Source organism: Salmonella sp. NW884 (genome assembly GCF_051700745.1).
GTDB classification, from domain to species: domain Bacteria; phylum Pseudomonadota; class Gammaproteobacteria; order Enterobacterales; family Enterobacteriaceae; genus Salmonella; species Salmonella enterica.
On record NZ_JAMMDE010000008.1, the window covers coordinates 103,538 to 128,718 of the forward strand.

A 25,181-nucleotide genomic window follows, 5' to 3' on the forward strand; every position below is an offset into this window, starting at 1 on the left:
TTGCCAGAGCAATCAGGCGAAAAGATTCAGATTTTCTTTTGCCCATGCTTCAAAATCCGTACAGCCGCCGATATGTTTTTGATCGACAAAAATCTGCGGTACGGTTTCTACAGGTTTACCTACGGTTTTTTCCAAATCCGCTTTAGTAATGCCTTCAGCATGGATATCAATATAGCGGTAGTTAAAATCGTCGCGTTCTTTGCTCAGTTTTTCCGCCAACTCTTTTGCACGCACGCAATAAGGGCATCCTGGGCGGCCAAAAATAACAGTAAACATATCTCTCCTCGAACATAAAGCCAGACGGCGAACAGGTGTTATCATGCCGCGATTTACGGCAGATGAAAAGCAGGTTACGCCTGTTCCTTTGATAACCCAGGGCTATATCTGTTAAGCACGCCGGACCAGAACGTTCTACACTGTGCGTCAGTTAACCGGGAGGCTTGATATGCGCACGATTGGCGTGTTACCCAAAAGCGTACTGATACTGGAATACCTCGGTATGATTTTGCTGGCGCTTGCTCTGCTATCGCTTAATCATTACCTTACGCTGCCCGCGCCGTTCAATACGCCGCTGGCTGGCGTATTGATGGTTTTCCTGGGCGTCGTGTTGATCCTCCCCGCCGCGGTGGCGATGATGTGGCGTATTGCGCAGTTACTGGCGCCGCAGTTGATGAAACGTCCACCCGACATTTCTTCCCGTTCAGATAGAGAAAAGCATAATGAGTCCGACCATTGAACTTCTTTGTGGCCATCGTTCTATTCGCCATTTCACCGATGAACCCGTGACTGACGCGCAGCGAGAGGCCATTATTGCCGCCGCGCGCAGCACGTCCAGTTCCAGTTTTTTACAGTGCAGTTCTATTATCCGTATTACCGATCGGGCGCTGCGCGAGGCGTTAGTGCCCCTGACGGGCGGGCAAAAGCATGTGGCGCAGGCCGCTGAGTTCTGGGTATTTTGCGCCGATTTTAATCGTCATTTGCAGATCTGTCCTGACGCGCAGTTGGGGCTTGCCGAACAACTGCTGCTCGGTGTCGTCGATACGGCGATGATGGGGCAAAACGCGCTGACGGCGGCGGAATCACTGGGGTTAGGCGGCGTGTATATCGGCGGCATCCGTAACAATATCGAGTCTGTTACCGAACTGTTAAAATTGCCGAAGCATGTATTGCCGCTCTTTGGCCTGTGTTTGGGATGGCCTGCGGATAATCCGGATCTGAAACCGCGCCTGCCTGCCGAGCTTGTGGTTCATGAGAACCAGTATCAACCGCTTGATGAAAAGCTGCTGGCGCGCTATGACGAGCAGTTGGCTGAGTATTATCTGACCCGCGGCAGTAATACGCGACGCGATACCTGGAGCGATCATATCCGTCGCACCCTGATTAAAGAAAATCGCCCATTTATCCTTGAATATTTGCATAAACAGGGCTGGGCGACGCGCTAAAACCTGCGGGCCAGTGTATGATACGCGGGCTTTTCAGGGTTTTCAGCGAGGTGCAGGGTGAAAATTGCCATATTGTCCAGGGATGGAACGCTCTATTCTTGCAAACGTCTGCGCGAAGCGGCGATGCGGCGCGGCCATCTGGTCGAGATACTCGATCCTCTTTCCTGCTATATGAATATTAATCCGGCTGCGTCGTCGATCCATTACAAGGGGCGTCGTCTGCCCCATTTTGACGCCGTTATTCCCCGTATTGGTTCGGCCATTACCTTTTATGGTACCGCTGCACTACGTCAGTTTGAGCTACTGGGTAGCTATCCGCTGAATGAATCCGTCGCCATTACCCGCGCGCGCGATAAGTTGCGATCGCTACAACTTCTGGCGCGCCAGGGGATCGATCTTCCCATTACCGGGATCGCCCATTCGCCGGATGATACCAGCGATCTTATTAAGATGGTTGGCGGGGCGCCGCTGGTCGTGAAGCTGGTAGAAGGCACGCAAGGGATCGGCGTGGTATTGGCGGAGACGCGTCAGGCTGCTGAAAGCGTTATTGATGCGTTTCGGGGGCTCAATGCCCATATCCTGGTTCAGGAATACATTGCCGAAGCTAAAGGATGCGATATCCGTTGTCTGGTCGTCGGCAATGAGGTTGTGGCGGCGATTGAGCGGTGCGCGAAAGCCGGTGATTTTCGCTCCAATCTTCATCGCGGCGGGGTGGCCAGCATCGCGACGATCACGTCCCGTGAACGGGATATCGCCATCAAAGCCGCACAGACGCTGGGGCTGGATGTGGCGGGTGTCGATATTTTACGCGCCGCGCGCGGGCCGCTGGTGATGGAGGTGAATGCCTCGCCGGGACTGGAAGGTATCGAAAAGACTACGGGCGTGGATATCGCGGGGCGAATGATTCAGTGGATAGAACGTCACGCTACGCCTGAATTTTGCCTTAAAATCGGCGGCTAATCGCAATCATGGATTCCGCCGTAGTACGAAGCACGCTTTTTGCGTAAGCTGTGCCGGTAATTTTTTCATCGTCATCGTAAGAGGTAGCACATTATTATGATATCACTGGTCGTTCCCACTCTGGATACGTTGCGTCAATGGCTCGACGACCTGGGCATGAATTTCTTCGAATGTGATACCTGCCAGGCGCTGCATTTGCCGCATATGCAGAATTTTGACGGCGTCTACGATGCTAAAATCGATTTGGTGGACAACACCATTCTTTTTTCCGCGATGGCGGAGGTCAGGCCTTCCGCGTTGCTGCCGCTGGCGGCCGATCTCTCTGCTATCAACGCCAGTTCGTTGACGGTAAAAGCCTTTCTCGATATGCAGGATGATAATCTGCCAAAACTGGTTGTGTGCCAGTCTTTATCCGTTATGCAAGGCGTCACCTACGAACAGTTCGAATGGTTTGTTCGGCAAAGTGAAGAGCAGATTTCTATGGTGATCCTTGAGGCCGGGGCGCATCAGCTTCTGTTTAACGCGGAAGAAGACGCGCAAAAAACCAGCGTGGTTGACCATTTTCTTCACTAATCCCTCCCGATAATCAGGCAGTCGCTGCCAGCGCGGCTGCTGTTTACGTTTTTTTATGCTGCTGTTAACCTTTATTTAAAGAATTATTCACCTCCTTTCTGACCATTTCGCTTTATCACATAGACAAAACCTGCATAAAAAATTGATAAAAGGCGTTTTTTAATCTGGGCTATAGCCTCAAACCTTAGCTAAAGTTATTCTTGCGAAGCTTCTATAGCGAGCTTGATGGCAGGGAGGGCGACCTCTCTTCTTCATTTGTATCAAATGAAAAGGTATGCACATTTCAGGCATGTTTTAAACCACGCCTAATGGGTTCATTTGTTAACGGATTTCAGAAGGAAAGCGATGATGACCGCCTTAAAGAAAAAATGGCTATCGGGTCTGGTTGCGGGTGCTCTGATGGTCGTCTCTGTCGGCACGCTCGCTGCCGAACAAAAAACGCTGCACATTTATAACTGGTCAGATTATATCGCGCCGGACACGGTGGCGAACTTTGAAAAAGAGACCGGGATTAACGTTATCTATGATGTCTTTGACTCTAACGAAGTGCTGGAAGGCAAGTTAATGGCAGGCAGCACCGGGTTCGATCTGGTGGTGCCATCGGCCAGTTTTCTTGAGCGCCAGCTCACCGCGGGCGTTTTTCAGCCGCTGGATAAAAGCAAACTTCCCGGCTGGAAAAACCTCGATCCTGAACTGTTGAAACTGGTAGCGAAGCACGATCCTGACAACAAATACGCCATGCCCTACATGTGGGCCACGACGGGCATTGGCTATAACGTTGATAAAGTGAAAGCGGTGCTGGGGGATGATGCGCCAGTGAATAGCTGGGATTTAGTCCTCAAGCCGGAAAATCTGGAGAAGCTAAAAAGCTGCGGCGTCTCTTTCCTTGATGCGCCTGAAGAAATTTTTGCCACCGTGCTGAACTATCTGGGTAAAGATCCGAATAGCAGCAAAGCGGATGACTACACCGGCCCGGCAACCGATCTGTTGTTGAAGCTACGGCCAAACATTCGCTATTTCCACTCCTCGCAATACATTAACGATCTGGCTAATGGCGATACCTGTGTGGCCATCGGCTGGGCGGGCGATGTCTGGCAGGCCGCTAACCGGGCGAAAGAGGCGAAAAATGGCGTCAATATCTCTTTCTCGATCCCCAAAGAGGGGGCAATGGCGTTTTTTGATGTGTTTGCCATGCCGGCTGACGCCAAAAATAAAGACGAGGCCTACCAGTTCCTTAATTATCTGCTGCGCCCTGATGTGATTGCCCATATTTCCGATCACGTTTTCTACGCCAATGCGAATAAAGAGGCGACGGCGCTGGTCAGCCAGCAGGTGCGCGATAACCCGGGAATTTATCCGCCGGCGGATGTGCGGGCCAAGTTGTTTACCCTGAAAGTGCAGGAGCCGAAGATTGATCGCGTCCGCACCCGCGCATGGACGAAGGTGAAAAGCGGTAAGTAATTTATTAACGGTATGGCCTGATAAGCGTGCGCTATCGGGCATTCCACCGTTTGTATCGTTTGATTGTGTTATGCCGGAGAGCGCCTTGTGAATGATGTCCCCCACCGCCCGCAGGTGAAAACCCGTAAAGCGCTGACGCCGCTTCTGGAAATTCGCAACCTGACGAAGTCATTCGACGGGCAACATGCTGTCGATGATGTCAGTCTGACTATCTATAAAGGCGAGATTTTTGCCCTGCTGGGCGCGTCAGGTTGTGGAAAATCGACTCTGCTACGGATGCTGGCAGGTTTTGAACCGCCGAGCAGCGGGCAAATTATGCTCGACGGCGTCGATCTGGCGCATGTTCCGCCGTATCAGCGTCCGATTAATATGATGTTTCAGTCCTATGCGTTGTTTCCGCATATGACGGTAGAGCAGAACATCGCTTTTGGTCTGAAGCAGGACAAACTGCCGAAGGCGGAGATTACCAGCCGCGTCAATGAGATGCTGGGTCTGGTGCACATGCAGGAGTTTGCGAAACGTAAGCCGCATCAGCTTTCCGGCGGTCAGCGCCAGCGCGTGGCCCTGGCGCGCAGCCTGGCGAAACGTCCTAAGCTGCTCTTGTTGGATGAACCGATGGGCGCGCTGGATAAAAAATTACGCGACCGGATGCAGCTTGAAGTGGTGGATATCCTTGAGCGCGTCGGCGTGACCTGCGTCATGGTGACGCACGATCAGGAAGAAGCGATGACGATGGCGGGGCGCATTGCCATCATGAACCGTGGAAAATTTGTGCAAATTGGCGAACCGGAGGAGATTTATGAGCATCCGACGACCCGCTATAGCGCCGAATTTATCGGATCGGTAAATGTTTTTGAGGGCTTACTGAAAGCGCGTGAAGAGGACGGTCTGGTCATTGACGCGCCCGGTTTGGTTCATCCGTTAAAAGTCGATGCAGATGCCTCTGTCGTTGATAATGTGCCGGTATATGTGGCGCTACGTCCGGAAAAAATCATGCTGTGTGAGTCGCCGCCTGCCGATGGCTATAATTTCGCCGTCGGCGAAGTGGCGCATATTGCGTATCTCGGCGATCTGTCTATTTATCATGTGCGGCTAAAAAGCGGGCAGATGATCAGCGCTCAACTGCAGAATGCGCACCGTTACCGGAAAGGGTTACCGACTTGGGGCGATGAAGTGCGTTTGTGCTGGGAAGCGGATAGCTGCGTGGTCCTGACGGTATAAGGGGGAAACATGAGCACACTTGAACCTCCGGCACGCATCAGTAAACCTGGCGGCGCGGCGCTATGGTTGGCGCGAATGCAAATGAAACATGGGCGTAAGCTGGTTATTGCTTTGCCCTATATTTGGCTCATTCTGCTGTTTTTACTGCCGTTTCTTATCGTCTTTAAGATAAGCCTGGCGGAAATGGCGCGGGCGATCCCGCCGTATACCGATCTGCTGGAATGGGCTGACGGTCAGTTGTCGATTACGCTCAACCTCGGCAATTTTTTGCAACTGACCGACGATCCGCTCTATTTCGAAGCCTATCTGCAATCGTTACAAATTGCCGGTATTTCCACAATCTGCTGCCTGCTGTTGGGCTACCCGCTGGCGTGGGCGGTGGCGCACAGCAAGCCCTCCACGCGCAATATCCTGCTGCTGTTGGTGATTCTGCCCTCGTGGACGTCTTTTTTAATACGCGTCTATGCCTGGATGGGCATTTTGAAAAACAACGGTGTGCTGAACAATGTGTTGCTGTGGCTAGGGGTTATCGATCAGCCGCTGACGATCCTGCACACTAACCTGGCCGTCTATATCGGCATTGTTTATGCTTATCTGCCGTTTATGGTACTGCCCATTTATACCGCATTGACGCGCATTGATTATTCGCTGGTGGAAGCGTCGCTGGATCTCGGCGCCCGACCGCTGAAAACATTTTTTAGCATCATTGTCCCGCTCACCAAAGGCGGAATCATCGCCGGCTCGATGCTGGTTTTTATCCCGGCGGTGGGCGAGTTCGTGATCCCGGAACTGCTTGGCGGGCCGGACAGTATCATGATTGGTCGCGTCCTGTGGCAGGAGTTTTTCAATAACCGCGACTGGCCGGTGGCTTCTGCGGTCGCCATTATTATGTTGCTGCTGCTGATAGTACCGATCATGTGGTTCCATAAACATCAGCAAAAAAGTGTGGGGGAGCACGGATGAATAACTTACCGGTCGTTCGCTCGCCCTGGCGCATTCTGATTCTGGTGCTGGGGTTTACTTTTCTCTATGCGCCGATGTTAATGTTGGTGATTTACTCGTTTAACAGTTCGAAGCTGGTGACGGTGTGGGCGGGATGGTCGACGCGCTGGTATGGCGAGCTCTTTCGGGATACCGCCATGATGAGCGCAGTGGGACTAAGCCTGACAATTGCCGCCTGTGCGGCGACGATGGCGGTGGTGCTCGGTACTATTGCTGCGGTGGTGATGGTGCGATTTGGACGATTTCGCGGCGCAAACGGCTTTGCGTTTATGATCACCGCGCCGCTGGTGATGCCGGATGTGATTACCGGGCTGTCGCTGCTGCTGCTGTTTGTCGCGCTCGGTCATGCTATCGGCTGGCCCTCCGATCGCGGGATGCTGACCATCTGGTTGGCGCATGTCACTTTCTGTACCGCCTACGTGGCAGTGGTGATCGCTTCGCGATTACGCGAACTGGATCGTTCGATTGAAGAGGCGGCGATGGATCTTGGCGCGGCGCCGTTGAAGGTCTTTTTTGTCATTACGTTACCGATGATCATGCCAGCGGTGATCTCGGGCTGGCTGTTGGCCTTTACGCTTTCCCTTGACGATCTGGTGATTGCCAGCTTCGTTTCCGGTCCCGGCGCCACCACGCTACCGATGCTGGTTTTCTCCAGCGTGCGCATGGGCGTGAACCCGGAAATCAACGCGCTGGCGACGTTAATCCTCGGCGTGGTAGGAATCGTCGGATTTATTGCCTGGTACCTGATGGCGCGAGCGGAAAAACAGCGGATTCGCGATATCCAGCGTGCAAGACGCGGCTGAAGCCACTAAAATCTTCCTCTATGGCAATGCGTTGCCGCGCGGGTCGCGGCATCATTTTCAGGGAAGACATTCATTGGGATTTATAAAGCAATCAACCTCATCACATGCCCGTTTAAATGTGCCTACGCTGGTGCAGGTTGCGGCTATGGCGATTATTTTGATTCGCGGTCTCGATGTGCTGATGATTATGAATACCCTCGGCATACGCGGGATGGGCGAGTTTATTCATCGCAGCGTGCAGACGTGGAGCTTAACCCTGGTCTTTCTGGCAAGCTTAGTGCTGGTCTTTGTTGAAATTTATTGTGCGTTTTCGCTGGTGAAAGGCCGTAGCTGGGCGCGTTGGGTGTACCTGGCGACACAAATTATTGTAAGTGGGTATCTGTGGGCGGCGTCGTTAGGCTACGGGTATCCGGAGTTGTTTAGCATCGCGGGAGAATCGAAGCGTGATATCCTGCATTCCCTGGTCATGCAAAAACTCCCCGATCTTTTAATTCTGTTTCTGCTGTTTATTCCCGCTCCCAGCCGTCGGTTCTTCCGGCTGCAATAATGTGTATAATCGTCGCCCCGGATAATATGAAGGTTTTTTGGTATGCAGTGCGCACTCTATGACGCGGGTCGCTGCCGTTCCTGTCAATGGATTACGCAGTCGGTTAACGAACAACTTTCCGCAAAAACAGCCGATTTACATCGTTTGCTCGCCGGGCTGCCTGTTGAACAGTGGTGCGCGCCGATTGGCGGCCCGGAACAGCATTTCCGCAACAAAGCGAAAATGGTCGTGAGCGGTAGTGTAGAAAAACCGCTCTTCGGGATGCTGCATCGCGACGGTACGCCGGTCGATCTTTGCGGCTGCCCGCTGTATCCCGCCTCCTTTGCCCCCGTATTCAGCGCGCTAAAACCTTTTATTGCCCGTGCCGGACTCACGCCTTATAACGTGGCGCGAAAACGCGGCGAACTGAAATACCTGTTGCTGACGGAAAGCCAGTTCGATGGCGGTATGATGCTACGCTTCGTGTTGCGTTCAGAAACCAAACTTACGCAACTGCGCGCGGCGTTACCGTGGCTGCGCGCGCAACTGCCGCAGCTCAGAGTGATCACCGCAAATATCCAGCCGGTACATATGGCGATTATGGAAGGGAAGACGGAAATCTACCTGACGGATCAGCAGGCGCTGGTGGAACGTTTTAACGATGTGCCGCTGTGGATTCGCCCGCAAAGTTTCTTTCAGACCAACCCTACGGTCGCCAGCCGATTATATGCAACGGCGCGCGATTGGGTAGGGCAACTGCCGGTACGCCATATGTGGGATCTTTTTTGCGGAGTGGGCGGATTCGGCCTGCACTGCGCGACGCCGCAGATGCAATTAACCGGTATTGAGATCGCGCCGGAGGCGATTGCCTGCGCGAAGCAATCCGCTGCCGAGCTGGGATTGACCCGCCTTCATTTCCAGGCGCTGGATTCCACTCAATTCGCCACCGCACAAGGCGAAACGCCCGATCTGGTGTTGGTGAATCCTCCCCGCCGCGGCATTGGCAAGCCGTTGTGCGATTACCTTGCACAAATGGCGCCGCGTTTTATTATTTATTCGAGCTGTAACGCGCAGACGATGGCGCAGGATATTCGCCATCTGCCGAACTACCGTATTCAACGTGTTCAGCTTTTCGATATGTTCCCCCATACCGCGCATTATGAAGTGTTAACATTGCTGTGCAGGCAGTAGCGGCAAAAGCCAGGCATACAATATATCTATACTAACTGTTTAATTATCCATAAATAATAATAACCATGATCGATCGATGAAAAACTCCGATCGATCATGGTTATATATTACCCTATTTTTGCAAATCAAATCACAAATAATCACTTTAAATCTTTTAATGACTACTTTTGATTATTACAGTGCGTGTAAGGCAAAATCAGACAAGGTGGTTTATCGGGTAACTTTCAATAGCATCAGCGAAGCAATACGTAACGTCAGTAAAGGGGTCAATCATGACAACGAATAGGCACGCTTATGGAGGGCGTTCAGACGATGTTTGCCAAATTTATAGATGTTATTCAAACGTTTTTAACTGAACCGGCAATATTAATTGGGATATTAGTCGGTGTTGGCTATGCGCTGGATAAAAAGACGCCTATAAAAATTATCACCGGTATGATCAGCGCGATGGTCGGTTTGATGATGGTGTTATTTGGCGGCTTTCAATTTTCAGCCACTTTTAAACCGGTTGCAGAGGCAGTCAGCAAGGCTTATGGCGTGCATGGATACTTAATGGATTCATACGCCATGAAAGCCGCGACGCAAATAGCGCTGGGCGATAATTTCGGCTATGTAGGATACGTTTTTGTACTGGCGTTTTTTACTAACCTGTTATTAGTTTTATTTGGCCGTTATACCGGCGCAAAAGGTATATTTCTTACCGGTAATACCGGGGTCTCTCATTCACAGGCAGTACTGTGGTTAATCGTCTTCTGGCTGGGGTTCGGTTGGGTACAATCCATTGTAATTGCCGGGGTATTGACCGGGGTCTTTTGGGCGTTTTCAACTACGCTTATTGTTAAACCCATCGCCAAAGTGACCAATAACGCCGGTTTTACCATTGCGCATAACCAGATGCTGGGACTGTGGTTTTTCTCGAAATTCGCGCATAAATTCGGCGATCCGGAAAAGCATGACGCCGAAAACCTGAAACTTCCCGGTTGGTTAGCTATTTTTAACCACAACGTGACGGCAATCGCCATTGTGATGACGCTCTTCGTTGGCGGTTTTCTATTGGCGACAGGGATCGATAACGTACAGTTAATGGCGAAAGGAAAACCCTGGTATATTTATATCATCAATCTGGGCCTGCAATTCTCTATGTATATGGTCATCTTGCTGCAGGGCGTGCGGATGATGGTTGGTGAAATTAACGGTTCGTTTAAAGGATGGCAGGATCGCTTTATTCCTAACGCCATACCGGCTGTGGATGTTGCTGCTTTATTACCTTTTTCGCCGAACGCGGCCACGCTGGGATTCGTCTTTTGTACCTTCGGCACGATTTTTTCCATGGGCATTCTGCTGCTCATCCATAGCCCTATTATGGTATTGCCTGGTTTTGTTCCGCTCTTCTTTTCCGGCGGTCCCATCGGCGTATTAGCCAACCGAATGGGGGGATATCGTTCCGTTATTATTTGTACTTTCCTGTTAGGGATTATTCAGACTTTCGGTACGGTATGGGCCATTCCTTTAACCGGGCTGGCAAAAGAAGGCGTGGGCTGGACGGGAATATTTGACTGGGCGACTCTGTGGCCTGCAATTTGTGAATTACTGAAATTTATTGCTTCAACGTTCCATCTTGGTCCTTATTCCATTTAATTGATTCGGTTTATATAAAGGATTTTATTATGAAAGATTCTGTAAATATTTTATTCGTATGCGGTTATGGTGTAGGCAGTAGCGTAATGTTACAGACTGTTGTTAAAAAAGCGTTAGCAAAATATGACTTCTCTTTTGATATGGAGCATACGGCAGCGGGAGAGGTCGGTGGATTTACCGACTGGGCAGATATTTATGCGATTTCGAAAAAATTGCTTGATGTTGTTAGCCTCGATCCTAAACACGGACAATATCTCATTCCCATTGAAAATATCATGGATGGCGAATCAATAGGTAAACAGATTTACGATGTGGTAGAGAAAAATTTTCCGCACCTGCTCAACAAATGAGGGTGAGTCATGAAAGCGATTATTCTGCTGTTTGACAGTCTGAATAAAAACTATTTGCCGCCCTATGGTGATTTGCTAACGAAAGCGCCTAACTTTCAACGCCTGGCGGCACATGCCGCCACCTTTGACAATAGTTATGTCGGCAGTATGCCCTGTATGCCAGCCCGTCGGGAACTGCACACCGGGCGCTATAACTTTCTGCATCGTGAGTGGGGGCCGCTGGAACCCTTTGATGATTCCATGCCGGAATTATTGAAAAAAGCGGGGATCTACACCCATCTTATCAGCGATCATCTGCATTACTGGGAAGACGGCGGCGGTAACTACCATAACCGCTATAGCTCCTGGGACGTAGTACGCGGTCAGGAGGGCGATCACTGGAAGGCAAGTGTTGGCGAGCCGCCCATTCCGGAAGTACTGCGCGTTCCACAAAAACAAACCGGAGGCGGCGTTTCCGGGCTATGGCGTCATGACTGGGCGAACCGCGAATACATCCAGCAGGAAGCCGATTTTCCCCAGACGAAAGTTTTTGCCGCCGGGTGCGATTTTATCCATAAAAATCATGCCGAAGATAACTGGTTATTGCAGGTTGAGACGTTTGATCCGCATGAGCCGTTTTATACCACCGAGGAATATTTATCGCTCTATGACGATGAGTGGCAAGGCCCGCATTATGACTGGCCGCGCGGCAAAGTCAGTGAAAGCGAGGAGGCGATAGCGCATATTCGCTGTCGTTATCGGGCCCTGGTTTCCATGTGCGACCGTAATCTTGGACGTATCCTTGATCTGATGGATGAACACGATCTCTGGCGCGATACGATGCTGATTGTCGGTACCGATCACGGCTTCTTGCTGGGGGAGCACGGTTGGTGGGCTAAAAATCAAATGCCCTATTATAACGAGGTGGCGAATAACCCGCTGTTTATCTGGGACCCGCGCAGCGCGGTATGCGGAGCGCGACGGCAGTCGCTGGTGCAGATGATTGACTGGGCACCAACGCTACTGGATTATTTTCAGCAACCTATTCCCGCAGATATGCAGGGCCAACCGCTGGCGAAAGTCATTGCCAGTGATGAACCCGTCAGGGAAGGCGCGCTGTTTGGCGTGTTTAGCGGACATGTTAATGTTACCGACGGACGCTATGTTTATATGCGGGCCGCGCAGCCGGGGCGTGAGCATGACATTGCGAACTACACGTTAATGCCGATCAAGATGAATGCGCGTTATGACGTGGATGAACTGGGAAAATTATCTCTGGCACCTCCGTTTAACTTTACTAAAGGGCTTCAGGTATTACGTATTCCGGCCAGGGAAAAATATAAAGGTGTGAATAGCTTTGGTCATCTCTTGTTTGATCTCAGAGACGATCCGCAGCAGCTGCATCCTATTCATGATGAGGCCATCGAAGCAAGGATGATCAACTTACTTATCCGTTTGATGAAAGAAAATGATGCTCCGGCGGAGCAGTATCGCCGTCTGGGTCTGGATGTTGTCTAAAAACGTAACAATGTTGTAAGCCGGGTGCGCGTTAGCGTCACCCGGCAAGTATTAGTCCGAATCGCCTGTTGATGCAGGCGTTTGAGACTGATGACAAACTGTAGAATGCCCAATGGCGCTGCGCTTATCAGGCCAGGATAGTTTCCGATAGCGGCCCGTGGGCTGAATAAGGTATTTATACTGCCATTTCGCAACACGGTGGGCTAATCACATACGTTTTACTGCGGGAACCACTGATCGCTGATTTTCTGATAAGTGCCGTCCGCTTTAATGGCGGCCAGCGCATTATTCAGTTTTTCCAGCAACGCCTTATTGTCCGGGCGCACCGCGATGCCAAGTCCGGTACCGAAGTATTGCGGATCGGTCACTTTCTCTGTTGCCGGACCCAGTTGCGGATTCGTTTTCAGCCACTCATTGACCACTGCGGTATCGCCAAAGACGCCGTCAATACGGCCATTTTTCAGGTCGATAATCGCATTCTGGTAGCTGTCGTAGGCCACGGTTTTGACCTCCGGATGTTTATCCTGGAGATATTTTTGATGCGTGGTGCCATTTTCCATACCGATACGCTTACCTTTTAGATCGGTAAAGGTTTTATAGGTGTCTTTTTTGGCAATCACCAGCGCGGAGTTCGCATAATAGGGATTGCTAAAGGCGACCTGCTTACTGCGCTCCGGGGTAATGTCCATTCCGGAAATGACGGCATCATATTTTCTGAATTTCAGCGCCGGGATAAGACTATCGAAAGCATGATTGGTAAAAGTACATTCTGCCTGCATTTGCTTGCATAATGCGGTTGCCAGATCGATATCGAAGCCCACAATTTTATTACTCGCATCCAGGGATTCAAACGGGGGATAGGTGGCGGAAACCCCGAAATTGATTTTTTCAGCGGCGATGCTGCCAGTGGCGAAAGAGGCGAGTAATGCAGCCAGAACTAACTTTTTCATGATGTCACTCCCGTAATCTTATGATTATGCGCCGTGTCTGCGGCATAGATTTACAATGCCATTAATTGAATTTGTATGCAATAAAAATGAGTAAATATTTTAGAATGGATAAAAAAAGACGGACAGGTTAACCACTTGTCCGTCGAATTTATTCAAAATTATGCATCGTAGGCTTGATAAGCGCAGCGCCATCTGACCATTGTCGAACGGCGGCGAGAATGCCTTATCCTGCCTGGTTAATTGCGCCGCTCAAACGCCAGAGCTTTACGCTCAATCAAACGCATCATCAGCGTCAATAGACCGTTGACGACCAGGTAAATTACGCCTGCCGCGCCAAATACCACCACATCGTAGGTACGACCATAGAGCAACTGACTGTACCCCATGACTTCCATCAAGGTGATGGTATAGGCCAGCGAGGTACTTTTGAAGACCAGTACCACCTCATTAGAATAGGAGGAGAGGGCGCGTTTAAACGCATAGGGCAACAAAATCGCCAGCGTATCTTTCTTACTCATCCCCAGCGCGCCACAGGACTGCCACTGACCTTCCGGAATCGCGCGAATCGCGCCATAAAATAGCTGCGTGGTATAAGCGGCGCTGTTTAGCGACAACGCGATCAGTGCGCACAGCCACGGTTCAGACAGTAGATGCCAGAGTAGCGGATACTCTTGCAGCGTCGGGAATTGACCGGGTCCGTAGTAGATCAGGAAAATTTGCACCAACAACGGCGTACCGGTAAACAACGTGATATAGCCGCGCACCAGCCACACCACGAACGGTGTTTTTAGCGTCAGGATGATGGTAAAAACTAACGCCAGCACCAAAGCGACGGCAATAGAAGCCACGGTCAGCGTCAGGCTGGTGTGTAGCCCTTTTAGCAGTTCAGGTAAGTACTCAAGCATTAGTCTGGCCTCCGCTCAAAACGTGTCGCGCGCAGGTCTATGCGTTTGAGAATGTACTGACTGATCAGCGTAATGACCAGGTAAATAGCCGCCGCAATAATGTACCAGTTAAACGGTTCCTGGGTGCGTGTGGCAATACTTTTGGTCTGCAACATCAGATCGTTAACGCTGATAAGGCTGACCAGAGCCGTATCTTTTAGCAACACCAGCCACTGATTACCCAGCCCTGGCAGAGCGTGACGCCACATCTGCGGCATCACCAGACGGAAAAAAATCGCCGTCTTTGATAATCCCAGTGCCTGACCCGACTCCCACTGACCAGACGGAACGGCTTTCAGCGCGCCGCGTAGCGTCTGCGACGCATAGGCCGCATACAGCAGGGACAACGCAATCACGCCGCACAGGAACGGACTGACGTCAAAGTTCTCAATCTCCATTTGCACCGGGATCTGCGTAAAGCCGAGATGGAGGGTAAACCCGTCAGACAGCGTAAGCAGGAGTTGCGAGGAGCCGAAATAGATAAACAGCACCACCAGAATTTCCGGCAGGCCGCGCAAAATAGTGACCAGCGCGGAGCCTATCCAGGCAATCGGGCGCCATTTTACGGACTCCCAGACGGCAAAGAACATGGCTAACGCGAGGCCAATGATCAGCGCGCAGACGGCAAGGCCGACGGTCATCCCGGCGGCGCTTGCTAAAGGAAAAAATTCGTTCATCAAAGATTACTTCTGGAACCATTTGTTATAGATGGTCTCGTAAGTCCCATCTTTCTTCACTTTTTCCAGCGCAGTATTGAATTTCTGCTGCAGCTCAGTGTTGCCCTGGCGTACCGCGATACCCAGGCCGGTGCCGAAATAATCTTTATCGGTGACTTTATCGCCGACCGGCACCAGCTTAGGATTGGCTTTCAGCCATTCGGTCACGACCGCCGTGTCGCCGAAAACAGCGTCGATACGGCCATTTTGTAGATCCAGCTTCGCGTTCTGATAGCTGTCATACGGTACGGTGGTGATTTCCGGATGCTTATCCATGATGAATTTCTGGTGCGTCGTACCGTTCTGTACGCCGACTTTCTTGCCTTTCAGTTGATCGACGCTGGTGTATTTGCCCTGCTGACCCACGAACAGCGCGGAGTTGTCGTAATATGGCGTGGTAAACAGCACCTGCTTTTCACGTTCCGGCGTGATATCCATTCCCGCCATTACAGCGTCGAAGCGGCGGAATTTCAGGCTGGGGATCAGGCTGTCGAACGCCTGATTGGTAAAGGTACAGGAGGCGTCGATCTCTTTACATAGCGCGTTGGCCAGGTCGACGTCAAAGCCGACAATCTTGTTATTAGCATCCATCGATTCGAACGGCGGATAGGACGCTTCGGTCGCAAAACGAATGGTCTGGGCTGCTGTAGCGGAAAGGCTAAAGCCTGCAATTAGCGCGGCAATCAGAACTTTTTTCATTGTCATTGTCCCGAATCTTAGTGAGAGAGATAGTTTTTGAACGCTTCGGTCTGAGGGTGGGCAAAGCAACCCGCATCACCGTGCTCGACGATGTGACCATTTTCCATATAAATCACACGACTGGCGGTCTTACGCGCCACTTCGACTTCATGCGTAACGATCACCTGAGTAATGTTCGTTTCCGCCAGCTCATGAATAATGCTGACGATTTGAGCGGTAATTTCCGGGTCCAGCGCGGCGGTCGGTTCATCAAACAGCAGCACCTGCGGCTCCATCATCAGCGCGCGGGCAATCGCGACGCGCTGCTGCTGACCGCCGGAAAGATGCAACGGATAACGATCGCTATAGGGCTTCAGACGTAGACGCTCCAGCAGCTTTTCTGCGCGCGCCAGCGCCTGATCTTTTGTCAGACCCAGTACGCGGCAGGGCGCTTCAATCAGATTCTGCACAACGGTGAGATGCGGCCAAAGATTATATTGCTGAAAGACCATTCCGACATTTTGACGTAGCTCACGAATCGCCTTATCGGACGGCGTTTTCGTAAAGTCAAAATGGTTCCCGGCGATAGTCAAAGTGCCGGAGCGCGGCATCTCAAGCAGATTGAGTACACGCAGCAGCGAACTTTTACCCGCCCCGCTTGGGCCAAGCAACACCAGCGTTTCGCCTTCGGGGCAATCCAGCGTGATATCGAACAGCGCCTGATGCGCGCCGTAAAAGCAATTAATGCCGTTTAATTGAATACTCATTGACACTCGTATACAGGCAGTCTGATAGCTATTGAAGCCGCAGATAGTACCTTTCGCAGAATAGTTATGCAATATTTATGCGTTAAAAGTTAAATATATCCCACATTCTTCCCTAAACATAGCACAAAATAGCAGGAGGAATAGTAGGTAAGAAGAATTGTCGGCATCCCGGGCAGAATGCCAGACAATTTACGGGGTTATGGGTGCAAAAGCGGGGAATACTGACTGTTAACGGTTTTCTATCGACTGGCGCAGCGTACCGGCAGGGGCATGGACATCTCCGCCCAGATAGCGAACGTCGTCAATCACCCAGCATGAGCCTTCGTGAATCATAAGCACTTCATCCTGCCAGCTTTGATCGCCCTGTTTTAACGCCACCCGCAGAGGAATGTTGCGCGCATCTCGGTTCGGAATGGTTGATGCGCTGGCGACGTTGGCGCTATCCGGCAGCGTAGCGCGGCTGGAGAACAGATCGCCGCTCATCAACTGGCGGTGCTCCGTATCGCGGCTGGCGTCGGTCAACAATTTCGCCAGGTTATCACTCAAGTAGGGGCGAAGCGCGGCGATATCATTGCTGTGGTGTTGAATACGGTAGTCGTAAAATTGTTGAGCCACGCTGTCCGGGCCGCCTTCCACACACGCGCCGATACGCGGGCCATTATCTTTGTAGGCGGGAGTGACGGTCGTACAGGCGCTAAGCAGAAGCGCGCACGGGATGAGCAAAGAGAGTTTAGAATAGCGCATGATGATTTCCTTATAGGCGATCGAGCAAAAACCGATCTACGATAATCAATTATATCCTTTCAATGATAGCGTATCAGCTTGATAATGCGTTTGAGATCGTGTGCTTAGCTAACCCGGGAGATTCACTATGCAGTTTTCAACAACCCCAACGCTGGAAGGACAAAGCATCGTGGAGTATTGCGGTGTGGTAACGGGCGAAGCCATTTTAGGCGCCAATATTTTCCGCGATTTTTTCGCCGGCATTCGGGATATCGTCGGCGGACGTTCCGGCGCGTATGAGAAAGAGCTGCGTAAAGCGCGTGAAATCGCTTTTCAGGAACTTGGCGAGCAGGCTAAAGCGTTGGGCGCCGATGCGGTGGTAGGCATCGATATTGATTACGAAACTGTCGGCAAGGATGGCAGTATGCTGATGGTCAGCGTCAGCGGAACGGCGGTGAAAACGCGCCGATGAGAGCGCTACTGTGGCTGGTGGGTCTTGCGTTGCTGTTAACAGGCTGCGCGAGCGAAAAAGGAATTATCGATGAAGAGGGATATCAGCTTGATACCCGACATCGGGCGCAGGCGGCCTATCCGCGCATTAAAGTCCTGGTGATTCACTATACGGCGGAAAACTTTGACGTTTCGCTGGCGACGTTAACGGGCCGCAACGTCAGTTCGCATTACCTGATTCCCGCAACCCCGCCATTATATGGCGGTAAACCGCGCATCTGGCAACTGGTGCCGGAACAGGATCAGGCCTGGCATGCGGGCGTCAGTTTCTGGCGAGGCGCCACGCGTCTCAATGATACGTCTATTGGCATTGAGCTGGAAAATCGCGGCTGGCGAATGTCCGGCGGGGTGAAATCTTTCGCGCCGTTTGAATCCGCGCAAATTCAGGCATTGATTCCGTTAGCGAAGGACATTATCGCGCGCTATGACATCAAACCGCAGAATGTGGTGGCCCATGCGGATATCGCGCCGCAGCGTAAAGACGATCCCGGCCCGCGCTTCCCGTGGCGCGAGCTGGCGGCGCAGGGGATTGGCGCCTGGCCTGACGCCCAGCGTGTGGCGTTTTATCTGGCTGGACGCGCGCCGTATACGCCAGTCGATACCGCAACGGTGCTTGCGTTACTCTCGCGCTATGGCTATGAAGTCAAAGCCGATATGACGGCGCGCGAGCAGCAGCGGGTGATTATGGCGTTCCAGATGCACTTCCGTCCGGCGCAATGGAACGGTATCGCAGATGCCGAAACGCAGGCGATTGCCGAAGCATTACTGGAGAAGTACGGCCAGGATTAACGCGGTAAATTTCCGTGATCGCGCAGCCAGGCGGCGGTGCGCTCAATGCCTTCGTCCAGCGTGATGATGGGCTGGTAGCCCAGCTCTTCCTGCGCGCGAGTCGTATCGAGCGTAAAATCAAAATTCAGTTTTGACACGCCGTAATGCGTTAGCGGGGGCTCTTTGGCGGATTTTTTGCCGAAGCGCTCCATACTGCGGGCGATCATATCCAGCATCGGGTAAGGCACAGAGCGAATGCGGCAATCGATAGTCAGTTCATCAATTAACTTTTGTACGATGCTGCGTAAGGTACGGTTTTCGCCGTTAGTGATGTTATAAGCGCGGCCAGAAGGCAGATGATCGCAGCCCGGCTGGCTGGCCAGCCACATGGCGTGGATCGCATTTTCATAGTAGGTCATATCGACCAGCGCGCTGCCCCCGTGCGGTAATAAGACGCTACCGTAATGGTGCATCATATGCGCCAGACGTGGGATAAATACTTTATCGTGCGGGCCAAACAGGCTTTGCGGACGCAACACCGTAAAACGTGTTTGCGGATTGGCCTGCGCCAACAGATTAATCACCTCTTCGCCGGCGGCTTTACTGCGGGCGAACTCATTGGCAAACCGATGCGGGCGGAAATCTTCTTTGATATCACGGTGATGGTGGTAATCAAAATAGAGCGAGGGAGAGGAGATATGAATAAAATTGCGCACGCCCCAGGCGACCGCCCATTCTCCCAGACGGCGGGTGGCGCGAACATTCGCCAGATCGAAAGCCTGTTGGGTTCCCCAGGGCGAGGTAAAGCTGGAGCAGTGCCACAACGTGTCGATCCCGGCGAGCATCACTTTAGCCTGCGAGGAGACCAGTTCGGTTAAATCCGCATGGACGAATTCCGCGCCCATTTTTTCAAGCAGCTTGCCCATCGCTTCATTGCGACCCGTCGCTCTGACGCTGATGCCTTTATTGCGCAAAAATTCAACCGCGTTTCGACCTAAGCCGCTGGTGGCGCCGGTAACCAGTACCTTCATATCAATCCACTGTGTTTAATAAACCGTCGTGCGCATTCTTCCGTGAATTACGTCGGTATGCAATGGGAAACACGAAAGAATACAGCAACTTTTTCTCATTTTTCTGTGATTTGTTCTGCAAGTCGGGCAATACGCCTTGCCATTCCCCGGAAAATAAACAGGTGCGCCGGGATCATCAGTAGCCAGTAAATCAGGCCCGGCATTCCGTGTGGATGCCACCAGGCGCGCACGTCAATTTCGCGGTAGCGGCCTTTATCGTGCAGCGTGAAGCTAAGCCGCCCCAGACCCGGCGCTTTCATGCCAAACAAGAGCGTGAGCTGTTTTTCTGGTTCGACAATGATCACTTTCCAGCTATCTACCGTATCGCCAGGCTTGAGCAAGGTATGCGACGGGCGGCCTTTCGCCAGTTTATGCCCCACCAGACGGTCCATCGCGGCGCGCGTCTGCCACAAAATATTGCCGAAAAAATAGCCCTCTTTGCCACCCAGCCGATTTACGACCTGCCATAGCGCCGATAGGCTGGCCGGGGTCTGCGCGGTAAAGCCCGCCTGCTTTGGAAAATAGCCGTATTCGGGACGCCAGCGGGCGAAGGCCAGCGCGTCGTAGCCCCAGTCGCTGGAGTTCACCAGTTTTTCTTCTTCTTTCAGCGTGCGGCGAACGGCGTCATCAAAGGTGATAAGCGTTTGGGGGATCAACTTTTTTAACGCGGCGTCATCGGCCAGCAAATCGTGCCTTAATCCCTGGATTAACGCTTTTGCGGTAGTTGGCGGCACGGAGGTAATGACGTTTAAAAACCAGACCGAAATCCAGCGGGTCGGAAAAGGCACCGGGATCAGCGGACGCCGTTTACCGCTGACGGCCATAAAACGTTCAAACTGCTGCTGATAACTTAATACCTGCGGCCCGGCGGCTTCCAGAATACGATGCTCGCGAGCAGGGTGGTCCAGTAAGCCGACCAGGTAGTAGAGTAAATTTTCCAGAGCGATGGGCGTGGTGCGCGAACGCACCCAGCGCGGCGGCGTGAGTATTGGCAGGTTGTAAACCATGTCACGCATGACTTCGAAGGCGGCGGAGCCTGCGCCGACGATGATCCCGGCGCGTAATTCCGTCACCGGCACGCCTGCGTCGCGCAGCGTGTCAGCCGTAAGCTGGCGGGCGCGCAGGTGATCGGATTGCTCATGCGTTGGCGCCTGCAATGAACTGAGGAAAATAAGTTGTTTAACCGGCGTCTGGCGCAGCGCGTCGCGCACGTTGAGCGCCGCCTGACGCTCATGGGCGATAAAATCGCCGCCTTCGCCCATGCCGTGTACCAGATAGTAAACGGTATCAATGTCGCGAAGCAGCGCGGGTAAATTTTCCGGCCAGTGCAGATCGACCTTATGACAACTGACGTTGGCGAGGCGCTGTTTTTCCAGACGTTCCACGCGCCGCGCCGCCGCCCGCACCTGATGCCCTTGCTGACTTAGCGCAAAGACCAGGTGCTGGCCGATATAGCCGCTGGCGCCGAGAACCAGAATGCGTTGCGCCACGTTGCTCTCCTTAGCGGGCTAAAAAGGCGCGCCAGTGGGCGACGACGTCGGTAAGCTGTTCGCGAGAGACATCCAGATGCGTCACCAGACGCACAATCGGCGCGGCGTTAATCAGGATATTCCGTTCCCGCAAATAGTCGCCAAGCGCGGCGGCCTGTGCTTCGCCAACGCGAACAAACAGCATATTCGTTTCGTGGCGCATGACCTCCGCGCCCGCTTCCCGAAGCTGCTGCGCCAGCCAGGCGGCGTTATCATGATCCTCTTGCAGACGCGCCACGTTATGCTTCAGCGCATACAGTCCGGCCGCTGCCAGAATCCCGGCCTGACGCATTCCGCCGCCGACCATTTTACGCCAGCGCGTCGCGCGTTTAATGTAGTCGCGGTTACCGACCAGCAGCGAACCGACCGGCGTTCCGAGACCTTTTGACAGGCAGATGGTAAAAGAGTCGCAATACTGCGTAATCTCTTTTAACTCACAGCCGTAGGCAACCACCGCGTTAAAAATTCGGGCGCCGTCAACGTGCAGCGCCAGCCCACGTTCGCGGGTAAACGTCCAGGCGTCTTTCAGATACGCGCGCGGCAGCACTTTCCCGTTATGCGTATTTTCCAGACTGAGCAAGCGCGTACGCGCGAAGTGGATGTCATCCGCTTTAATCTTCGCCGCCACGTTCTCCAGCGGCAGCGTACCGTCCGCGGCGGCGTCGATGGGCTGCGGCTGAATGCTGCCGAGCACCGCCGCGCCGCCAGCTTCATAAAGATAATTATGCGCGCCCTGACCGACGATATACTCTTCGCCGCGTTCACAATGGCTAAGCAGCGCGACCAGATTGGCCTGGGTGCCGGTGGGTAAAAAAAGCGCCGCTTCTTTACCGGAAAGGTCGGCGGCGTAGCGCTGAAGGGCGTTAACAGTAGGGTCATCACCGTATACGTCGTCCCCGACCGGGGCGGTCATCATCGCCTCGAGCATGGCACGGCCCGGTCGGGTAACGGTATCACTGCGTAAATCAATCATGGCACATCCCTGGATTTTAAAAGGTGATGTGCACTGTTTTACCTTAGCCAGTTCGTTTTCGCCAGTTCGATCACTTCATCGCCGCGGCCGCTAATAATGGCGCGCAGCATGTACAGGCTAAAGCCTTTCGCTTGTTCCAGTTTGATCTGCGGCGGGATCGCCAGCTCTTCTTTTGCCACGACCACGTCAACCAGTACCGGGCCGTCGATGGAAAATGCGCGCTGTAGCGCACCGTCCACGTCTGCGGCTTTTTCCACGCGAATACCGGTAATGCCGCAGGCTTCGGCGATACGCGCGAAATTGGTGTCGTGCAGTTCGGTACCGTCGGTAAGGTAGCCGCCGGCTTTCATTTCCATCGCCACAAAGCCCAGCACGCTGTTATTAAAGACGACGATTTTTATCGGCAGCTTCATCTGTACCACCGAGAGAAAATCGCCCATCAGCATACTGAAGCCGCCATCACCGCACATTGCGATAACCTGCCGACCCGGCGCGGTGGCCTGAGCGCCGAGCGCCTGTGGCATGGCGTTGGCCATTGACCCGTGGTTAAACGAGCCCAGCAGGCGGCGCTTGCCGTTCATTTTTAGATAGCGGGCCGCCCAGACGGTCGGCGTGCCGACATCGCAGGTAAAAATAGCGTCGTCAGCGGCGAAATGGCTAATTTGTTGCGCCAGATATTGTGGATGGATGGCTTTATCGCTGAGTTTGGCTAAGTCATCAAGCCCTTTACGGGCGTCCCGATAGTGCTCCAGAGCTTTATCGAGGAATTTACGATTGCTTTTTTCTTCCACCAGCGGCAGCAGGGCGCGAAGCGTGGCTTTAATATCGCCCACCAGCGCCATGTCGACTTTGCTGTGCGCGCCAATACTGCCCGGGTTGATGTCAATCTGAATGATTTTGGCATCGCTCGGATAAAAGGCGCGGTAGGGGAACTGGGTGCCGAGCAGGATCAGCGTATCGGCGTTCATCATGGTGTGGAAGCCAGAAGAAAAGCCAATCAGGCCGGTCATTCCCACATCATAAGGGTTATCGTACTCAACGTGCTCTTTGCCGCGCAGGGCATGAACGATTGGCGCTTTTAGTTTTGCCGCCAACGCGACCAACTCCTCATGCGCGCCCGCGCAGCCGCTACCGCACATCAATGCGATATTGCTGGAGTAGCGCAGCAGTTGCGCCAGTTTTTTCAGCTCTTCCTCCGCCGGCGTGACGACGGGGTGCGGGGCATGGTACCAATGAGTGACGGCGTTTTCAGGCGCAGGTTTCAGCGCCACGTCACCCGGAAGTACGACCACGGAGACGCCGCGGTTTAGCACCGCTTTGCGCATGGCGATGGCGAGTACCTGCGGGATCTGCTCCGGGCTGGAAACCAACTCGCAATAGTGGCTGCATTCACGGAACAACTCCTGCGGGTGGGTCTCCTGGAAATAACCGCTGCCGATTTCACTGGACGGAATATGGGCGGCGATCGCCAGAACAGGGACGTGGTTACGGTGGCAATCAAACAGGCCATTGATCAGGTGCAGGTTGCCCGGTCCACATGAACCGGCGCACACTGCCAGCTCGCCGGTAAGCTGCGCTTGTGCGCCGGCGGCGAAAGCGGCGACCTCTTCGTGGCGGGTTGGCATCCATTCAATGGTTCCCATACGATTAAGACTATCGCTCAGGCCGTTCAGGGAGTCGCCAGTGACGCCCCAGATTTGTTTTACGCCAGCCTGTTCCAGCGTTTTGGCAATAAAAGCGGCAACGGTTTGTTTCATGGTTCTCCATCTCCTTAAATGTGATAACGGTTACAAGTTTAGTTGAAGATGACGATGACGTTTTTCTTTGGCGAAGAGAGGGGCGAAAGGATGAAGCGAGCGGCAAATCGCCCGGTAGCGCTGACGCTTACCGGGCCTATGATGGAACGTTTACCGATTATGCGAGAACAAGATCGCCCTGCGGATGGCAGGAGCAGGCCAGTACGTAACCTTCGGCAATCTCCGCCTCGCTCAGCGTCATGGTGCTGCTCACCGTATAGTCGCCGGAAACGACTTTGGTTTTACAGCAGCCGCAAACACCTGCCCGACAGGCAGCGGCAACCGGTACTTTATTACTCTCCAGCGCCTCCAGCAGCGTCGTACCGATCGGGGCATAAAATTCCTGCGCTGGCTGTAGCTTGGTGAATTTCAGGCCGCTGGTTGCCGTTTCCGCCACCGGCGTGAAGAACTTCTCTTTAAAGAAGCGCGTTACGCCAAGCGCTTTCACTCCCTGTTCGACGAAATCCATATAGGGCGCCGGGCCGCAGGTCATGATGGTGCGCGATGCCAAATCCGGTACGCTCTGTAACAATTCCGTGGTCAGACGGCCCGCGACAAAACCTTCCGTGGCATGATTTTCCGCCACTAGCGTGACCGGATACTGTCGCCACTCGTCGGCAAAAATCACATCATCCGGCGAACGGACGTTAAAGATGACCTGCACATCGGCCTGCGGGCGGTATTTCGCCAGCCAGCGACGCATCGACATGATTGGCGTTACGCCACAACCGGCGGCGAGCAGCAGAAACTTATCTTCTGTTTTATCGTCACAGGTAAAATCGCCCATTGCATCAGACAGCCAGATGTAATCGCCGCGCTTGATGTCATGGGTTAACCACTGTGAACCCGTGCCATCTTCAATCCGACGAACGGTCAGCGTGATATATTCACTGACGCCCGGCGTAGACGAAAGGGTGTAGGCGCGCAGCGTTTCCGCTGAATTACGCACGCTCACCAGCGCATACTGCCCGGCGCGGTAAGGGTAGTAATCATGGCATAATAGCGCAATTGTCCATACATCCGGCGTCTCCTGACGGATGTGATGCACCTGCATTCGCCAGGGACACTGTGAGGTTGGCATCGTCATCATTGA

General features: G+C 53.0%; 27 protein-coding genes. 15 read left to right on the plus strand and 12 right to left on the minus strand.

Annotated features, from left to right (window positions below):
• Window positions 1-12 precede the first annotated feature (12 nt).
• Entirely contained in the window at window positions 13-276 is a 264-nt protein-coding gene (locus NA197_RS17265) for a GrxA family glutaredoxin (protein ID WP_000495513.1), read from the minus strand.
• Window positions 277-445: 169 nt separating this feature from the next.
• Between NA197_RS17265 and NA197_RS17270 the strand changes: the two genes are divergently transcribed.
• From NA197_RS17270 to NA197_RS17330, 13 genes are all read left to right on the plus strand, one after another.
• Window positions 446-736: a YbjC family protein gene (locus NA197_RS17270; RefSeq protein ID WP_001259137.1), complete on the plus strand. Its 291-nt coding sequence runs from the start codon at window positions 446-448 to the stop codon at window positions 734-736.
• Window positions 720-1,442: a nitroreductase NfsA gene (nfsA, locus tag NA197_RS17275; protein ID WP_000075300.1), complete on the plus strand. Its 723-nt coding sequence runs from the start codon at window positions 720-722 to the stop codon at window positions 1,440-1,442. Before NA197_RS17270 ends, nfsA begins: the two co-directional genes overlap by 17 nt.
• 57 nt (window positions 1,443-1,499) lie before the next feature.
• Window positions 1,500-2,402 (plus strand): 30S ribosomal protein S6--L-glutamate ligase, encoded by a 903-nt coding sequence (gene rimK, locus NA197_RS17280; RefSeq protein ID WP_064043256.1) that lies wholly within the window; start codon window positions 1,500-1,502, stop codon window positions 2,400-2,402.
• A gap of 96 nt (window positions 2,403-2,498) precedes the next feature.
• Entirely contained in the window at window positions 2,499-2,975 is a 477-nt protein-coding gene (locus NA197_RS17285; protein ID WP_000624811.1) for a YbjN domain-containing protein, read from the plus strand.
• 348 nt (window positions 2,976-3,323) lie between these two features.
• Window positions 3,324-4,436 (plus strand): spermidine/putrescine ABC transporter substrate-binding protein PotF, encoded by a 1,113-nt coding sequence (potF, locus tag NA197_RS17290; RefSeq protein ID WP_000125769.1) that lies wholly within the window; start codon window positions 3,324-3,326, stop codon window positions 4,434-4,436.
• 87 nt (window positions 4,437-4,523) lie between these two features.
• Window positions 4,524-5,657: a putrescine ABC transporter ATP-binding subunit PotG gene (potG, locus tag NA197_RS17295; protein ID WP_001000698.1), complete on the plus strand. Its 1,134-nt coding sequence runs from the start codon at window positions 4,524-4,526 to the stop codon at window positions 5,655-5,657.
• A 9-nt stretch (window positions 5,658-5,666) separates the two neighbouring features.
• Window positions 5,667-6,620, plus strand: a complete 954-nt coding sequence (gene potH / locus NA197_RS17300) for a putrescine ABC transporter permease PotH (protein ID WP_000105453.1) — start codon at window positions 5,667-5,669, stop codon at window positions 6,618-6,620.
• The gene (gene potI, locus NA197_RS17305) at window positions 6,617-7,462 is read left to right on the plus strand and encodes a putrescine ABC transporter permease PotI (RefSeq protein ID WP_001061629.1); all 846 of its coding nucleotides are present in this window, start codon (window positions 6,617-6,619) and stop codon (window positions 7,460-7,462) included. The genes potH and potI overlap by 4 nt, the downstream gene beginning before the upstream one ends.
• A 73-nt stretch (window positions 7,463-7,535) precedes the next feature.
• Window positions 7,536-8,009, plus strand: a complete 474-nt coding sequence (locus tag NA197_RS17310) for a YbjO family protein (RefSeq protein WP_000505788.1) — start codon at window positions 7,536-7,538, stop codon at window positions 8,007-8,009.
• Window positions 8,010-8,051: 42 nt separating this feature from the next.
• Entirely contained in the window at window positions 8,052-9,179 is a 1,128-nt protein-coding gene (rlmC, locus tag NA197_RS17315) for a 23S rRNA (uracil(747)-C(5))-methyltransferase RlmC (protein WP_064043257.1), read from the plus strand.
• Window positions 9,180-9,473: 294 nt separating this feature from the next.
• On the plus strand, window positions 9,474-10,817 hold the full coding sequence (locus NA197_RS17320; RefSeq protein ID WP_000399323.1) for a PTS sugar transporter subunit IIC: 1,344 nt from the start codon (window positions 9,474-9,476) through the stop codon (window positions 10,815-10,817).
• A 29-nt stretch (window positions 10,818-10,846) separates the two neighbouring features.
• Window positions 10,847-11,167: a PTS sugar transporter subunit IIB gene (locus NA197_RS17325; protein WP_000655399.1), complete on the plus strand. Its 321-nt coding sequence runs from the start codon at window positions 10,847-10,849 to the stop codon at window positions 11,165-11,167.
• Between the two features lie 9 nt (window positions 11,168-11,176).
• Window positions 11,177-12,664 carry a sulfatase gene (locus NA197_RS17330; protein ID WP_064043258.1) on the plus strand — a complete coding sequence of 496 codons (1,488 nt, stop codon included), beginning with the start codon at window positions 11,177-11,179 and terminating at the stop codon, window positions 12,662-12,664.
• A 218-nt stretch (window positions 12,665-12,882) separates the two neighbouring features.
• Here NA197_RS17330 and artJ read toward each other — a convergent pair whose 3' ends face one another.
• The 6 genes from artJ to NA197_RS17360 all read right to left on the minus strand — a co-directional run bounded on the left by artJ (window position 12,883) and on the right by NA197_RS17360 (window position 17,463).
• A complete protein-coding gene (gene artJ, locus NA197_RS17335) occupies window positions 12,883-13,614 on the minus strand; it encodes an arginine ABC transporter substrate-binding protein ArtJ (RefSeq protein WP_000737538.1) in 732 nt (243 codons plus the stop codon).
• A gap of 236 nt (window positions 13,615-13,850) precedes the next feature.
• A complete protein-coding gene (gene artM, locus NA197_RS17340) occupies window positions 13,851-14,519 on the minus strand; it encodes an arginine ABC transporter permease ArtM (RefSeq protein WP_000895396.1) in 669 nt (222 codons plus the stop codon).
• Window positions 14,519-15,235 carry an arginine ABC transporter permease ArtQ gene (gene artQ, locus NA197_RS17345; RefSeq protein ID WP_001001677.1) on the minus strand — a complete coding sequence of 239 codons (717 nt, stop codon included), beginning with the start codon at window positions 15,233-15,235 and terminating at the stop codon, window positions 14,519-14,521. Before artQ ends, artM begins: the two co-directional genes overlap by 1 nt.
• Window positions 15,236-15,241: 6 nt before the next feature.
• Window positions 15,242-15,973, minus strand: coding sequence for an arginine ABC transporter substrate-binding protein ArtI (artI, locus tag NA197_RS17350; protein ID WP_000756587.1), 732 nt, complete (start codon window positions 15,971-15,973; stop codon window positions 15,242-15,244).
• A gap of 17 nt (window positions 15,974-15,990) precedes the next feature.
• Window positions 15,991-16,719: an arginine ABC transporter ATP-binding protein ArtP gene (gene artP, locus NA197_RS17355; protein ID WP_000027186.1), complete on the minus strand. Its 729-nt coding sequence runs from the start codon at window positions 16,717-16,719 to the stop codon at window positions 15,991-15,993.
• A 228-nt stretch (window positions 16,720-16,947) separates the two neighbouring features.
• Window positions 16,948-17,463 (minus strand): lipoprotein, encoded by a 516-nt coding sequence (locus tag NA197_RS17360; protein ID WP_001270724.1) that lies wholly within the window; start codon window positions 17,461-17,463, stop codon window positions 16,948-16,950.
• A 127-nt stretch (window positions 17,464-17,590) separates the two neighbouring features.
• Here NA197_RS17360 and NA197_RS17365 point away from each other — a divergent pair, with 127 nt between their 5' ends.
• Together NA197_RS17365 and NA197_RS17370 are read left to right on the plus strand one after the other, a co-directional pair.
• The gene (locus NA197_RS17365; RefSeq protein ID WP_001160725.1) at window positions 17,591-17,914 is read left to right on the plus strand and encodes a heavy metal-binding domain-containing protein; all 324 of its coding nucleotides are present in this window, start codon (window positions 17,591-17,593) and stop codon (window positions 17,912-17,914) included.
• Window positions 17,911-18,741, plus strand: a complete 831-nt coding sequence (locus NA197_RS17370; RefSeq protein ID WP_001202283.1) for an N-acetylmuramoyl-L-alanine amidase — start codon at window positions 17,911-17,913, stop codon at window positions 18,739-18,741. The genes NA197_RS17365 and NA197_RS17370 overlap by 4 nt, the downstream gene beginning before the upstream one ends.
• Here the strand turns inward: NA197_RS17370 and NA197_RS17375 are convergent.
• The 5 genes from NA197_RS17375 to hcr all read right to left on the minus strand — a co-directional run bounded on the left by NA197_RS17375 (window position 18,738) and on the right by hcr (window position 25,175).
• Window positions 18,738-19,751: an NAD-dependent epimerase/dehydratase family protein gene (locus NA197_RS17375; RefSeq protein WP_000866905.1), complete on the minus strand. Its 1,014-nt coding sequence runs from the start codon at window positions 19,749-19,751 to the stop codon at window positions 18,738-18,740. The genes NA197_RS17370 and NA197_RS17375 overlap by 4 nt on opposite strands.
• 95 nt (window positions 19,752-19,846) lie before the next feature.
• Window positions 19,847-21,280, minus strand: a complete 1,434-nt coding sequence (locus tag NA197_RS17380) for an SDR family oxidoreductase (protein WP_000079017.1) — start codon at window positions 21,278-21,280, stop codon at window positions 19,847-19,849.
• 10 nt (window positions 21,281-21,290) lie between these two features.
• On the minus strand, window positions 21,291-22,292 hold the full coding sequence (gene ltaE, locus NA197_RS17385) for a low-specificity L-threonine aldolase (RefSeq protein ID WP_000566347.1): 1,002 nt from the start codon (window positions 22,290-22,292) through the stop codon (window positions 21,291-21,293).
• A gap of 38 nt (window positions 22,293-22,330) precedes the next feature.
• The gene (gene poxB, locus NA197_RS17390) at window positions 22,331-24,049 is read right to left on the minus strand and encodes a ubiquinone-dependent pyruvate dehydrogenase (RefSeq protein ID WP_000815309.1); all 1,719 of its coding nucleotides are present in this window, start codon (window positions 24,047-24,049) and stop codon (window positions 22,331-22,333) included.
• A 157-nt stretch (window positions 24,050-24,206) separates the two neighbouring features.
• Window positions 24,207-25,175 carry an NADH oxidoreductase gene (gene hcr / locus NA197_RS17395; RefSeq protein WP_001667939.1) on the minus strand — a complete coding sequence of 323 codons (969 nt, stop codon included), beginning with the start codon at window positions 25,173-25,175 and terminating at the stop codon, window positions 24,207-24,209.
• Window positions 25,176-25,181 lie beyond the last annotated feature (6 nt).